Annotated in this window: 13 protein-coding genes and 1 tRNA gene; 12 read left to right on the forward strand and 2 right to left on the reverse strand. The window is 32.7% G+C overall.

Translation table 11 applies throughout. The annotated features are described in order from the left end of the window. Window positions 1–4 precede the first annotated feature (4 nt). The 5 genes from APS56_RS12805 (at window position 5) to APS56_RS12825 (ending at window position 4,192) form a co-directional block, all read left to right on the forward strand. Window positions 5–367 (forward strand): MmcQ/YjbR family DNA-binding protein, encoded by a 363-nt coding sequence (locus APS56_RS12805; RefSeq protein ID WP_054728921.1) that lies wholly within the window; start codon window positions 5–7, stop codon window positions 365–367. 171 nt (window positions 368–538) lie between these two features. Further along, window positions 539–1,366, forward strand: coding sequence for a hypothetical protein (locus tag APS56_RS12810; protein WP_054728924.1), 828 nt, complete (start codon window positions 539–541; stop codon window positions 1,364–1,366). Window positions 1,367–1,441: 75 nt separating this feature from the next. Beyond that, window positions 1,442–2,020: a PhnA domain-containing protein gene (locus APS56_RS12815; RefSeq protein WP_054728926.1), complete on the forward strand. Its 579-nt coding sequence runs from the start codon at window positions 1,442–1,444 to the stop codon at window positions 2,018–2,020. A 107-nt stretch (window positions 2,021–2,127) separates the two neighbouring features. Further along, window positions 2,128–3,717, forward strand: coding sequence for an aldehyde dehydrogenase (NADP(+)) (locus APS56_RS12820; RefSeq protein WP_054728930.1), 1,590 nt, complete (start codon window positions 2,128–2,130; stop codon window positions 3,715–3,717). Between the two features lie 196 nt (window positions 3,718–3,913). Beyond that, complete coding sequence (locus APS56_RS12825) at window positions 3,914–4,192, forward strand: STAS domain-containing protein (protein ID WP_054728935.1); 279 nt, start codon at window positions 3,914–3,916, stop codon at window positions 4,190–4,192. A gap of 83 nt (window positions 4,193–4,275) precedes the next feature. On the opposite strand, the gene APS56_RS12830 is transcribed toward APS56_RS12825, so the two are convergent. Both APS56_RS12830 and APS56_RS12835 read right to left on the reverse strand, forming a co-directional pair. Continuing rightward, complete coding sequence (locus tag APS56_RS12830) at window positions 4,276–5,142, reverse strand: DMT family transporter (protein ID WP_054728938.1); 867 nt, start codon at window positions 5,140–5,142, stop codon at window positions 4,276–4,278. Between the two features lie 111 nt (window positions 5,143–5,253). Next, window positions 5,254–6,642, reverse strand: a complete 1,389-nt coding sequence (locus APS56_RS12835; protein WP_054728941.1) for a dipeptidase — start codon at window positions 6,640–6,642, stop codon at window positions 5,254–5,256. Between the two features lie 101 nt (window positions 6,643–6,743). Between APS56_RS12835 and APS56_RS12840 the strand changes: the two genes are divergently transcribed. The 7 genes from APS56_RS12840 (at window position 6,744) to APS56_RS12870 (ending at window position 13,718) form a co-directional block, all read left to right on the forward strand. Then, window positions 6,744–6,825: transfer RNA gene (locus APS56_RS12840), tRNA-Leu, on the forward strand. Window positions 6,826–7,373: 548 nt separating this feature from the next. Continuing rightward, window positions 7,374–7,622, forward strand: coding sequence for a hypothetical protein (locus APS56_RS12845; RefSeq protein WP_157757670.1), 249 nt, complete (start codon window positions 7,374–7,376; stop codon window positions 7,620–7,622). Window positions 7,623–7,848: 226 nt separating this feature from the next. Then, window positions 7,849–10,224, forward strand: coding sequence for a TonB-dependent receptor (locus APS56_RS12850; protein WP_054728946.1), 2,376 nt, complete (start codon window positions 7,849–7,851; stop codon window positions 10,222–10,224). 50 nt (window positions 10,225–10,274) lie between these two features. Next, entirely contained in the window at window positions 10,275–11,057 is a 783-nt protein-coding gene (locus APS56_RS12855) for a DUF4625 domain-containing protein (RefSeq protein WP_054731384.1), read from the forward strand. A 60-nt stretch (window positions 11,058–11,117) separates the two neighbouring features. Beyond that, on the forward strand, window positions 11,118–11,597 hold the full coding sequence (locus APS56_RS12860; RefSeq protein WP_054728948.1) for a DUF4625 domain-containing protein: 480 nt from the start codon (window positions 11,118–11,120) through the stop codon (window positions 11,595–11,597). Between the two features lie 45 nt (window positions 11,598–11,642). Next, window positions 11,643–12,047 carry a MerC domain-containing protein gene (locus APS56_RS12865; RefSeq protein WP_054728951.1) on the forward strand — a complete coding sequence of 135 codons (405 nt, stop codon included), beginning with the start codon at window positions 11,643–11,645 and terminating at the stop codon, window positions 12,045–12,047. Window positions 12,048–12,308: 261 nt separating this feature from the next. Next, window positions 12,309–13,718 (forward strand): alkaline phosphatase, encoded by a 1,410-nt coding sequence (locus APS56_RS12870; protein ID WP_054728954.1) that lies wholly within the window; start codon window positions 12,309–12,311, stop codon window positions 13,716–13,718. Window positions 13,719–13,802 lie beyond the last annotated feature (84 nt).

Consider the following 13,802-nt stretch of genomic DNA (forward strand, 5'->3'; position numbering starts at 1 on the left):
TAAAATGAATATAGAGCAAATTAGAGCATATTGCTTAAGTAAAAAAGGTACTTCAGAAGATTTTCCTTTTGACGAACAAATTTTAGTATTTAAAGTTTTAGGAAAAATGTTTGCTTTAACTTCTTTAAAAGGCTGGGAAACTAATACGCCATCAATTAATTTAAAAGCAGATCCGGATTATGCACAAGAACTTCGTGCAGAATATCCAAGTATACGTCCTGGCTACCATATGAGTAAAAAACATTGGAATACCATTTATATTCATGAAGGGGAAGTGTCTCCAAAATTTTTGTTCCAATTAATAGATCATTCCTACGATATGGTTGTTAAAGGTTTGCCTAAAAAAACAAGAGATAGTTTAATGTAATTTATAAATCATTCATTTTGTGTAAGTTGTTGTTTTTTTTGTACCTTACAAATCTCCTCTCTAAAATAGTAATTATATAGCGCAGTAAGTTTTTATATACTTACTTAGCGCCCCATAATCTTGAAATAGTATTTAATTTTTAACCATTATACTAATTTAATTTTACAGATTATGAAAAAAAACAATCAATTTTTTGTAACATTCGTGTTGTCACTTTTGTTATTCAGTAGTACAACTATTTTAGCTCAGGAGGAGCCACAAACTTCAGAGTACATTACCATAACCACGCTCCATTGGAATATGGATATTGAAGATTTTGATATGGATACTTGGAAATCTGTAGAAAAAGAATATTTAGAAAAAGTAACGGCCAAAAATGAATATATTATGGGGTCGTCATTTTATTTACATGAGTTTTCTCCTGATAATACAGAGTTAATTTATGTAGGGGTTTATGAGTCTTGGGAAGCTATTGAAAAAGCATCTAAGAGAAATTTAGAGTTAGAAAAGGAAGCATGGCCTGATGAAGCCGATAGAAAAGCTTTTTTCAAGAAGCAGACTGCTTATTATTCTCCTAACCATTCTGATGAAATTTATTCAACCATACCTTTAACCAAACCTATATCTATGGATAATACAAAAGATTTAGTTTGTTATGTGCGAACAAGTCATTTGGCATTTCCAGAAGATGGAGAAGATGGTGAGATTAAAACATTAATGAATGAAAATTTTGAAAAATTAATAAAAAATAATCCGTTAATAAAGGGGTATTATCTTAATAGACATGCTTGGGGCAAAGATGGTACCGAAATAATGGAGGCTTTTTATTTAGATTCTATGACAGATTTAGATAAAATGTTTGAAGGGCTTCCAGAGTTGGTAGAGCAAGTTTGGCCAGATGAAGCTGTTCGTAAGGAAAGAGGAAAAAAGTTTGATAAATATTTTACAGGCGTTCATGGTGATGCTCTTTATAGACTTGTAACTGAGCTCTCAAAATAGAATTTTAATAGCTTAAATCTAATATTTGTGGAAGCTTATATTTTGCTGTATTATTGCAAAATAAAATAACAAAATATGAGCGTTCTACAAACCCTACAAGACAGAAGCAATAATACTTGTGAATTATGTACATCCACTGATAATTTAAAGCAATATACCATTCCACCTTCTTTAAATGAAAATGTGGCTAATGATGTATTGGTTTGTGGTACTTGTTTAAGTCAAATAAATGGCGATTCAGATATGGATGCTAATCATTGGCGTTGTTTAAACGATAGTATGTGGAGCGAACATATTGCAGTACAAATTATGGCTTGGCGTATGCTACAACGACTGCGTAATGAAGGTTGGCCTAAGGATTTGCTGGATATGATGTATTTAGATGAAGAGGCTATGGCATTGGCAAGGGCAACTGGAGAGCATGAAGATGAAGCTAATAAAGTGATCCATCGTGATGTCAATGGTGTTATTTTACAAGCAGGAGATTCTGTTGTGTTAATAAAAGATTTAAAAGTAAAAGGGTCAAGTATGGTTGCAAAACAAGGTACTGCAGTAAGAAATATTCGCTTGGATCATGAAAATGATAAATATATTGAAGGTAAAGTAGGTGCGCAGCAAATAGTTATTATTACAGACTACGTTAAAAAGATGTAACAATTATGCGTTACCCAAAAGTGAGGTTTGACCTTTATCTTGAAGTCAGTCAAAAGACTATATTTTTGCTTTTTATTATTCCAGATTTAAGTTGAAATAAATAAACCATGTTAACAGGAAAAAGTTATATAGGTAGTCAATTATCAAGAAACGAAACTAAAACCTTCAAAACCTTCAATCCACAATTGAATGCTGAAAATCCTACTGTTTTTTTTGAAGCGACTTCCAATGAAGTAAATCAGGCAGTACAATTAGCCGCTCAAGCATTTAAAACATATCGGAATATTTCAGGGTCACAAAAAGCTGCTTTTTTAAATGCTGTTGCAGATGAAATTTTAAAACTAGGAGACATACTTCTCAAAATGTATTGTCAGGAATCAGGGTTATCCATTTCGCGTGCAGAAAGTGAACGTGAGAGAACCATTGGTCATTTACGGATGTTTGCTAATCTCGTACAAGAAGGGTCATGGGTGCAGGCAACTATTGATACATCAGAACCAAGTCGAGTGCCAAATGCTAAACCGGATATTCGAAACATGTTAATGCCATTAGGGCCAGTGGTAGTTTTTGGAGCCAGCAATTTTCCGTTAGCATATTCTACGGCTGGAGGCGATACCGTTTCGGCGCTGGCAGCTGGGTGCCCAGTCATCGTAAAATCTCATGCTATGCATGCGGGTACTGGCGAGTTAGTGGCTGCTGCTATCATACAAGCCGTGGAAAAAACAAATATGCCTCATGGGGTGTTTTCAAATCTAAATAGCGGTGGGATAGAGGTAGGCCAGCAATTGGTTAAACATCCTGAGGTAAAAGCTGTTGGTTTTACAGGAAGTATTACTGGAGGTCGTGCCTTGTACGATTTGGCTGCTAAACGTGAAGTGCCAATACCCGTTTTTGCCGAAATGGGAAGTATCAATCCTGTTGTTATTTTACCTGAAGCTTTACGGTATAAAAAAGAAGCATTTGCAAATACGTTAGCTAAATCAATGACAACTGGAACAGGACAATTTTGTACCAATCCAGGTTTAATAATTGGCATTAAAAATGATTTTTTAGATGATTTTATTGTCAAGTTGTCAGAAGAGGTTGCTAAAATCTCTCCATCTTGTATGCTACATCCTAATATTAAAGCAGCTTTTAGAAAGGGGAAAAGTAAAGCTTTGGAGCAAGATGGATTAAGAACAGAAGTGGTTTATACTGATAATGTAAAACCTAACTATGCAAAACAAATGCTGGTTTCTGTGGAGGGACAGTTTTTTTTAAATAATAAAATACTGCATGAAGAAGTTTTTGGCCCTTATTCTATAGTGGTGAAATGCAAGGACAAAAACGAAATGGAAATGATTATTTCTAACTTAGAAGGGCAACTAACAGGAACAATAATTGCGGAAAATAACGAAATGCAAAATTATATGAGTATTGTAGAGGCACTTCAAAATAGAGTAGGACGCATTATTTTTAATGGAGTCCCAACAGGGGTTGAGGTTTGTAATGCCATGGTGCACGGTGGGCCTTATCCAGCATCATCAGATAGTAGGTTTACTGCTGTAGGGATAAATGCTATAAAACGTTGGGTAAGACCTTTTTGTTATCAAAATTGGCCTGATTATTTGTTGCCAGATGCTCTTAAAAATGAAAATCCTCTGGGTCTTTTAAGAGAGGTTGATACTAAGCACACGAAGTCTTCTATTTTAGTGTAGTGTTTAGAATGAGAATAAAAAAACAGTTGTTTTAAGTCGTACATCGGTAAATTTTACACTTTTTTTTTGTTGAACTAAAAACCATCTCGTTTTGACGAAAAAATAGTACAAATGTAGCTTTTGATAATATATTTACTGTCTAATCAATTGATTAATAGCCCAAATTTATTGTTAAACGATTAAACTCTATTTTATTATGAGCCTAAGAATTACAAGTTGCAACAACTACTTTAAGTTAAAAGGAATTTTTAACAAAGAAAGTATGAATGTGTTTAAATCTGAATTTGAAAATATATTTGATCATTTCAGTTCACTTACAATTAATATTGAAGATATAGAAAGCATGGATAGCTTTGGGGTAAACGCCTTGGCTGGTTTACATGAACAATCTGTTTCCAAAAACAGAAAATTATCAATAATAGGTTTGGGCTGTAAAGACTTGTACGATCACTTTAAATCTAATTCTGCTGCGTAAGAGCGCATGTTGTTTGTTATATAAAAATCCAATCGGATATTAATTTGATTGGATTTTTTGTTGTAATAAATTAAATATTACATTTAATTATTTTCTTTTCTGGATCGAATACTTTCAACAATTACGGTAATTAAAATTAAAGAACCGCCAATAAAAGTATTTAGTGTGGGGGTTTCTCCTAAAAATATAAAAGCAATGATAATTCCGAAAATAGGTTGCGTACTACCAATAATACTTGCAGTGCTAACTGAAAAATATTTTAAGCTACTAATAAATAATGAGTGACCTATAGCGGTTGTGAGCAAGCCTAATAAAATAAGGTAGGGAAATTGGTTTGAAAGATTACTAAGATCTTTCATGAATAATACAGGAAATAAAACAATAGTTACAATAACGGTTTGAAACAACATGAGGGATGTACCATCGTAGTTAGCAGCTGGTTTTTTAAGCATTAAATTTCTAGTGGCATAACAAAATGCTGAAAAAACACCGAATATAATGCCTTTTAAATGAGCGCTTTCAAAATCAAAACTAGGAGCAAGAATATAAATGCCCAACAATACTAAAGCGCCTAAAAAAATGTGAATACTACTTAATTTGGAGTTTGTAAATAGGGGTTCTAAAAAAGTAGTAATAATTGGAAATGTAAACATTGATAACATACCTAATGCGACATTAGATAATTTTAAGGCATAAAAATACGTTACCCAATGTGCTGCTAAAAATAGACTACTGAGTAATATGATGAAAAAATCCTTTCTTGAATGAATTTTAAGGTTCGTTTTTTTGTATTTAGAAAATATAAAAAGAAACAAAGCAGCTAAGGCTGCACGCCACCATATAATTATGGACGTTGGTAAATCGATAAACCGACCCAAGGTACCTGAAGTGCTAATAAATAAAGTAGCTAATGTGAGTAATAGTAAATGATTGCTGTGTTGATTTTTCATTTGAAGTAAGCCTGCAGTGTTAGCGATTGGATCGGAAATCCTTTTGCTTTTGCAAAAGATTGTAACGTAAAGTGTTACCCCTGATTAAAAATCAGGGGTAACACCCAAATATTATTTAGAAAGTTCCGTAAAATATTTATAAAAATAAGGAATGGTTTCGATGCCTTTTAAATAATTAAAAATCCCAAAGTGTTCGTTTGGTGAGTGAATAGCATCACTATCTAAGCCAAAGCCCATTAAAATGGTTTTGCTGTTGAGCTCTTTCTCAAAAAGTGCTACAATGGGGATACTGCCACCGCTGCGTTGCGGAATAGGTGTTTTTTCAAACGTTTTTTGATAGGCTTTGGATGCGGCTTGGTAGCCCGTGCTATCAATGGGTGTAACATAACCTTGCCCACCGTGGTGTGGTGTTACTTTTACTTTCACGCTTTTTGGAGCAATACTTTCAAAATGATTTTTGAAAAGCTGTGTTATTTCTTCCCAATCTTGGTGAGGAACCAAACGCATTGAGATTTTTGCATAGGCTTTGCTGGCTATAACGGTTTTTGCGCCTTCACCTGTGTAGCCACCCCAAATACCATTCACATCTAATGTAGGTCTGATAGAATTACGTTCGTTGGTGGTGTATCCTTTTTCGCCGTAAACAGAATCTATATTTAATGCTTTTTGGTAGTTTTCTAATGAAAAAGGTGCTTTGGCCATTTCTGAACGTTCTGTTTTTGAAAGTTCTTCAACGGCATCATAAAATCCAGGAATGGTAATATGATTATTTTCATCGTGTAAGGATGCAATCATTTTAGTTAAAATATTGATAGGATTGGCAACAGCACCGCCATAGAGACCAGAATGTAAATCGCGATTTGGTCCCGTTATTTCCACTTCTACATAGCTTAATCCACGTAAACCTGTAGTAATTGAAGGAATGTCATTGGCTATCATTCCTGTGTCGGATATTAAAATAACATCGTTTTTTAGCTTCTTACGATTGTTTTTTACAAATTCATTCAAGTTTTTGCTGCCAACTTCTTCTTCGCCCTCAATCATAAACTTAACATTGCAAGGAAGTTGGTTGGTTGAAGTCATAAATTCCAAAGCTTTCACGTGCATATACATTTGCCCTTTGTCATCGCAAGCTCCACGAGCAAAAATAGCACCCTCAGGATGGGAGTCTGTTTTTTTAATTACGGGCTCAAAAGGAGGTGAAGTCCATAATTCTATGGGGTCTGCTGGTTGTACATCGTAGTGCCCATAAACCAAAATGGTAGGTAGGTTTTTGTTAATTGTTTTTTCGCCAAATACAATAGGAAAACCGTTGGTTTCACAAATTTCAACGGTTTCACAACCTGCTTTTTCTAAGCTTATTTTAATAGATTCAGCAGTTTTTAATACATCAGATATATAAGCGGAATCGGCACTTATAGATGGGATTTTTAGTAGTTCTATTAATTCGTTTATGAAACGATTTTTATGTTCTTTTATATAAGATTGAATGTTTTGCATGTGAAAAATATGAAGTTAGTTTCAAAAGTATAAAAAAAGAATGTTTTTAGTGCTTAAGAAGTTTGCAATTTAAAAATCTTGTTTATATTTGCAGTCCTTTAGCGGGCGTGGTGGAATTGGTAGACACGCTAGACTTAGGATCTAGTGCCGCGAGGTGTGGGAGTTCGAGTCTCCCCGCCCGCACTTTTTAAAAAGTTAATTTATATAAAAAAGCTTCTCAGTATTGAGAGGCTTTTTTGTTTAGGAATAACAATAGGTGCTATATTTTGTTTTTATTAATATTTTGTATTTGATTTAGTTTGAGTTTATTTAATATGTTAGTATAAAACGAACATGTATCAGTATCTAAACAAAAAAGTAATTCATTAGGGTCATTTAATACCAATGAAAAATAACCTTATTTAACGAAGAACTTTTTTTAAGATTGTCCATTTTTTTAGAATAATCGTATAAGCATATAAAAGGAAACATATTTGATTTATAATCGTTATAATCATAAGTGATAGTTTGGCCATTGAAAAAATCACACAAGGGTATAAGTATAACCATTGTTATGGTGAATAATGTGTTTTTAGTTTGAAACAAAAAATATTACTATGAATTAAATTAATGATTTTTTAACATCAATAGAAAGAAAGTCTTTAAATAAAATTTAGTAGCTTTGTAGATTAATGGAAACGAGTCGTATAAAAAATAGCATAACCTACCTGTTACTTATCCTTTTTCTATCAATGAAAACGGTAGGACTGCATGCGTTGTCTCATGACCACGATCAAGATCATGCTTTGCACTGTGTTGTCTGTGATTATGCAACAGCACAAAATTTAACACCAATATTAGCTCCAGACTTACAAGGTTTCATAATAGAAAATACTGAGTTTGTTCTTAAAACTGAAATAACTAATAATTACAGTTTTGCTGTTTCAAGTACTATTGCTACGAATCAATTATTTTGTAGACCCCCACCTTTTTTATTCTAAATCCTCCTATACATTTATTATTTAAGCCATAGCCCGTTTTGTTTAGGCTAAAGGTTTTATGTCTTGTCTTTAATTCACATAAATATCCTTGTATTCTATACCTCTATTTTTTAGGTGTATTGGGTGTTGAGATATTTGTACTCCGTTTAAATTAGATAAACACTTGTGTAGGTTTTGTCAATATTCTTGTTCAAGAACATTTATACAAATTTTATAGTATTTAAATATGTTTCAAAAAATATTAAGCATATGGCTATGTTTTAGCTTTAGCACTGTTGCCTTTTCACAAGATACTTTTCAAATCAAAGGTATTGTTCTGAACACGGATACTTTACATCCAGTGGAAGGAGCCCATGTTGTTGGAAAAAATTTATTTTCAGTTACAACTTCAACAGGTGATTTTACTATAAATAATGTGAGAGAAGGCGTTTATACTTTTTCAATTTACCATATAGGGTATTCGCCTAAAAAATTTACGGTCAATGTTGGTACAGAGATGGAGTCTGTTACAGTATACTTAAATGAATCTGCCACCAATTTAGAAGAAATAGAGGTTAATGGTAAAAGTAAAAAAAGAGAGGCGATGGAATCTCCTATAGTGACTCATATAGTTTCAAAGGCATTTCTAAATAAAAATAGAGAAAATAGTTTAATGCAAACTTTAAGTAAGATTCCTGGGGTAAGTACTATTAATATTGGGTCTGGGCAGTCTAAGCCAGTTATAAGAGGTTTAGGGTTTAATAGAGTAGCAGTCGTTCAAAATGGTGTAAAACATGAAGCCCAACAATGGGGGAATGACCATGGCTTAGAAATTGATCAATATGGAATTGAAAATATACAAATTGTAAAAGGTCCTGCGTCATTAATATATGGATCTGATGCCATTGCGGGAGTTGTGGACATTCAGCCGAATAAAATGCCTATGCAACATTCATTGAAAGGCGAGATAAATGTATTGGGAGAAAGTAATAATGATTTATTTGGGATTTCTGCAGGTGTTATTACTAGAAAGGATAAATGGTTTTATGGAGGTAGGGTAACGTATAGAGATTATGGGGATTATAAAGTGCCCACAGATAAAATAAATTATGAAAATTACATTTTTGATTTACATGATAATAATTTAAGAAATACAGCCGGTAAAGAGGCTAATGCAAGTGCTAGTATTGGTTATGTTTCTGACTTTATGAAATCTGAAACGACGTTTAGCAATGTGAATGCAAAAAATGGTTTTTTTGCTAATGCTCATGGCTTGGAGGTTAGGGCATCAAATATTGATTATGATAGTTCGAGTAGAGATATTGATTTGCCTTACCATAAAGTAAATCATTTTAAAATTACAAATAACACGACTTTGTATGGTGAAAAACACACTTTTCATATTGATTTAGGGTATCAAAATAATTTAAGAGAAGAGCGTTCAGAGCCTTCGGCACATGGCTACATGCCAGCTCCATCAGATAGTAACGAACGCCTTTTTAGTAAAAATAGCTACGCCTTAAATGTGAGAGATGCTTTTAAGCCTAATGATAAGCATGATGTTGTTATGGGGGTGAATATAGAGTATCAGGATAACAATATTGGTGGCTGGGGATTTTTAATTCCAGAATATAACAGGTTTGTTGTAGGAGCATTTGCTTTTGATCAATTTGAGATTCATCCCGATTTGCATTTTCTGGCAGGAATACGTTATGATTATGGTTTTATAGACACTAAAGCTTATTTTGACTGGTTCCCTTCTACTATAAATAATAGTGATGGCTCTACGTCTCATGTGTATTTGCAACGATCTAAAAATAAATCTTCCAATTTTGGAAATATTAGTGCGTCAACTGGGCTGAGTTATATCAAAAAGAATACTACTTACAAAATGAATATAGGTAAAAGCTTCAGGATGCCTTTATCTAATGAGTTAGCTTCAGATGGTGTAAACTATCACATGTATCGTTATGAAAAAGGAAATCTTGATTTAGACCCTGAAGAATCGTATCAATTAGATGTTGATATAGATCATACCACCAAATTATTTAGTGTTGGTATCAGTCCTTTTGTTAATTTTTTCGAGAACTATATTTATTTGAATCCAACTTCAAATTATTACGAGACTTTGCAGATATATGAATATACACAGACTAAAGTTTTTAGGTTTGGTGGTGAACTTAGAGTAGGTGCTAAGGTGTTTAATAACTTGCAATTAGATGCTTCAGCAGAGTATGTGTATTCCAGACAAACAAGTGGAGCAAAAGAAGGTTTTACATTGCCTTTTTCACCACCATTATCCGGATTGTTTTCTGCAAACTACCAATTCAAAGATTTTTTCTTTTTAAATAAACCACAATTAATAGCTGATTTTAAAATAGCAAACTCTCAAGATGAAATTGTGCCGCCTGAAGAAAAAACGGATGGCTATCAGTTATTAAATATGTCTTTTTTAGCAGAGATGGATTTCTTCAGAAATAATCAGTCTATTGAAATGCGTATCAAGCTTAACAATGTATTTAATACTAAATATTATGATCATACCAGCTATTATAGATTAATAGATGTGCCAGAGCCTGGCAGAAATATATCAATATCATTAACAATACCATTTAATAAATAACAATAATTAAAATTAGAAACATGAAAACAAACCCTATCAAAACAAACATTATGAAAACAAATTTTAAATTTTTAGCTATCATTGCTTTCCTTGGAACCTTTTTATATTCTTGTAGTAGTGATGACGACAGTTCAGCATTAAATGCGCCTGTAATCTCTAATTTTGAATATGGAGAAGGCAGTGAGCATTCAACAGATCCTGTGGCTTATATAGGATCAGATATTCATTTAGAAGCAGAAATTAGTGCAGAGGCTACCGTAAGTAGCATAACCCTTATAATTCACGACCATGATTTAGAAGTTGGAGAAGGTGAAGAAAAATGGAGTTTTGAACAAGTATTTACCAAAGAAAGTTATTTGGTTATTAACCCTACTTTTCATGAGCATGTAGATGTTCCATCAACAGCGCCAGAAGGTGAGTATCATATAGAACTTATAGTAACTGATGCGTTGGGTAACATTACCGAAGTTGAAGGTCATATTGAAATTTTACATCCAATTACAATTAGTGATTTTTCTATTGATAGTACGGTAGCTAGAGGGGATGATTTTCATGTAGAGTTTATGATAGATGCAGTAAATGGTATTCATAGCATTTTTGTTGATATGCATGCGGATGGACTTTCAGTTGGTGAAGGCGAAGAAGAATTTGATTATGAATATGAATATTTGGGTGATTACCACGAACAAACTTCTGTAGAATTTCATGAACATATAGATGTTGCCCCTACTGCACCTGCTGGAGAGTATCATATCATTTTTACAGTTGAAGATGAAGATGGTAATACCAAAGAATATGAAACACATATAGATGTTACAGCGCCTGTTGTTTAATTAAAATAATAATACACCGCATAATACCTTAGTGTGTTGTGCGGTTATAAATTTTATAAAATGAAATCTACTTTAAAAAAGATATGTTTTTTTCTTCCTCTACTTATAATAGCTTCATGTTCGAGTGATGATGGGGCAGATAAAGATGAAGAAAAACCAACTATTACTATTAATTACAATGAAGGTTTTCCACAAGCTTGTGCAGAACTTGTTAGAGGTGAAACCTATAATTTCAAGGCTATGGTGACTGATAATCAAGCATTGGCTTCATATAGTTTAGATATTCATCATAATTTTAACCAACATACTCATGATGATCAAGTTGGTGAATGTGTTTTAGATGAAATAAAGACAGCTGTCAATCCTTTAGTTTTTATAAAAAATTATTCCATTGAAAACGGACCAAAAAGCTATGAAATAAGTATAAGTGTTACTATTCCTGACGATATTGATACTGGAGATTATCACTGCGCTTATTCTATAACAGATGAAACTGGTTGGCAAACTAGAACTTCCATAGATATAAAAATTGTTGAATAATTTAAAGAATAACATAATTTCTATCATTAGAAACTAATAATTGAAATGATATTTATAAATAGAAAAGCAGATAGTATCGGGGTTATATCTAGTGCTCTATGTTTAATACATTGTGTAGCTACACCGTTTATTTTTATAGCACAAACCGGTTTATTAACCTGTTGTAGTGCTACACCTAGTTGGTGGGGACTAATAGATTATTTTTTCTTAGGAATTTCTTTTCTTGCTGTTTATCATACAACAAATACAACGGTAAGTAAATGGGTAAAACCGGCTTTATGGTTAAGTTGGGGCTTGTTGTTTTTAGTAATTATTAACGAAAAAACAACTTGGTTTTCTTTTGGAGAAAACATAATTTATATACCAACAATTTCATTGATAGTTTTGCATTTATACAATAGAAAATATTGTAAATGTGATATAGATAAGTGTTGCGTGCATAAGGGATAAGGAATGGTTGGTTATTGTATTTTGCTAAATAAAATTTGTTAACAAAACAAAATCTTAATCAAAGGCTTGGGAATTTGGAATACACTATTTGGGTAATCTTTATGATAACACAACTTTTAAATTGAGTTTATTTTATGATGCCTTGGTTGCCTTAGCGACTTAAAAAAATTGTAAGGATAAAAATACATGTAAGATTAACAGCTTGGCGTTCTAAATATTATATTAGCTGCGAAGATTGTTACTTATAAAAATCTAATATAAATGGATAGAAGAAAATTTTTTAAAAACGGATCGATTCTCGCATTAGGAACAAGCATGCTAAATCCTTTTGGGATTGATGCAAGTAATGTTCAACTCTTAAACAAGAACAAAAAAGCAAAGAATATTATCATTATTGTTAGTGATGGGATGAGTATTGGTACTTTAAACATGACAGATTTATATCTATCCAGAAAAAGGGGGCAAGGTACCAGCTGGTTGCAATTATACAAGGATAACAAAGTGAAGAGGGCTTTAATGGATATGTCTTCTGCTAATTCTATTGTAACAGATTCTGCTGCCGCAAGTTCGTCTTGGGGTGGTGGTGTTAGAATTAATAATGGTTCATTAAACGTGAGTAAAAATGGAGAATTTCATCTTCCTATTTGGCAAAAATTTAAACAAGCCGGAAAAAAGGCCGGATGTGTGACTACAGTTCCAATTACGCACGCTACACCTGCAGGTTTTTGTGTAAATTCAAAAACAAGGAATGCACAAGATGAAATTGCAGAAATGTATTTGGAACAAAATTTTGATGTGATGATGGGGGGTGGGCAAAATTATTTTTCTTCTAAAAAAAGGAAAGATAAAAAGGATATGTTTCAAGCTTATAGTTTAAAGGGATATGAGGTTGTTAAAACGAGAAACGAGATGTTTTCTGCATCAAACAGTAAACCTATTTTAGGAGTGTTTAATGAAGATGCACTCCCTTACTCTATAGATAGAGAAAATAGTAATGCGTTACTTAAAAAAGTGCCTACTTTAGCTGAAATGACTAAAAAAGCTATTGAAGTAATGAAAAATCATCCTAAAGGTTTTGTGCTGCAAGTGGAAGCAGGAAAAGTGGATTGGGCTGCTCATGGTAATGATATTTCAGGGCTTATTTATGACCAAGTTGCTCATGATGAAGCCATACAAGTGGCTATAGATTTTGCAGAACAAGATGGAGAAACATTAGTTATTATAACTACAGACCATGGTAATGCAAATCCAGGAGTTATTTATGGTAATCAAGCAAATGATAATTTCGATTCAATTCAAAAATATAAACATACTAATGAATGGATTTTAAATGGGATAGAAAAGGAAATGTCTGTGACTCAATTAAAAGAAAGAGTGCACTATGCTAATAATTTTGCTCTTACTGACGAAGAATCTAAACTATTATTAAGTTATTATTCTAATCTACAAACAGAAGATGGCCTTTACAATCCGAGACATCTCCCCTTTAAGGTTTTAGCAGAAATACAAAAACAGCATAATTCTGTAGGATGGATTAGTATGCAACATTCAGCTGATTATGTAGAATTGGCTATGCTTGGTCCAGGAAGTCAATTGTTAAAGCCTTTTATAAAAAACACAGATCTTCATTATTTGATGTTAGAGGCAGCTGAAATTGAAAATAAATTTTAAAGCAATGTTGTGTACAGAGTATTGTGGTATAATTAATCTGATTAAGGGATTCAAGTATAAATTCTCAATTGATAAATTGGATTT

The organism is Pseudalgibacter alginicilyticus (assembly GCF_001310225.1).
GTDB classification, from domain to species: domain Bacteria; phylum Bacteroidota; class Bacteroidia; order Flavobacteriales; family Flavobacteriaceae; genus Pseudalgibacter; species Pseudalgibacter alginicilyticus.

Bases quoted from the DNA above. Each gene is read 5' to 3' on its own strand.
- APS56_RS12805 (WP_054728921.1), top strand. From the start codon at position 5: ATGAATATAGAGCAAATTAGAGCATATTGCTTAAGTAAAAAAGGTACT.
- APS56_RS12810 (WP_054728924.1), top strand. From the start codon at position 539: ATGAAAAAAAACAATCAATTTTTTGTAACATTCGTGTTGTCACTTTTG.
- APS56_RS12815 (WP_054728926.1), top strand. From the start codon at position 1,442: ATGAGCGTTCTACAAACCCTACAAGACAGAAGCAATAATACTTGTGAA.
- APS56_RS12820 (WP_054728930.1), top strand. From the start codon at position 2,128: ATGTTAACAGGAAAAAGTTATATAGGTAGTCAATTATCAAGAAACGAA.
- APS56_RS12825 (WP_054728935.1), top strand. From the start codon at position 3,914: ATGAGCCTAAGAATTACAAGTTGCAACAACTACTTTAAGTTAAAAGGA.
- APS56_RS12830 (WP_054728938.1), bottom strand. From the start codon at position 5,142: ATGAAAAATCAACACAGCAATCATTTACTATTACTCACATTAGCTACT.
- APS56_RS12835 (WP_054728941.1), bottom strand. From the start codon at position 6,642: ATGCAAAACATTCAATCTTATATAAAAGAACATAAAAATCGTTTCATA.
- APS56_RS12845 (WP_157757670.1), top strand. From the start codon at position 7,374: ATGAAAACGGTAGGACTGCATGCGTTGTCTCATGACCACGATCAAGAT.
- APS56_RS12850 (WP_054728946.1), top strand. From the start codon at position 7,849: ATGTTTCAAAAAATATTAAGCATATGGCTATGTTTTAGCTTTAGCACT.
- APS56_RS12855 (WP_054731384.1), top strand. From the start codon at position 10,275: ATGAAAACAAATTTTAAATTTTTAGCTATCATTGCTTTCCTTGGAACC.
- APS56_RS12860 (WP_054728948.1), top strand. From the start codon at position 11,118: ATGAAATCTACTTTAAAAAAGATATGTTTTTTTCTTCCTCTACTTATA.
- APS56_RS12865 (WP_054728951.1), top strand. From the start codon at position 11,643: ATGATATTTATAAATAGAAAAGCAGATAGTATCGGGGTTATATCTAGT.
- APS56_RS12870 (WP_054728954.1), top strand. From the start codon at position 12,309: ATGGATAGAAGAAAATTTTTTAAAAACGGATCGATTCTCGCATTAGGA.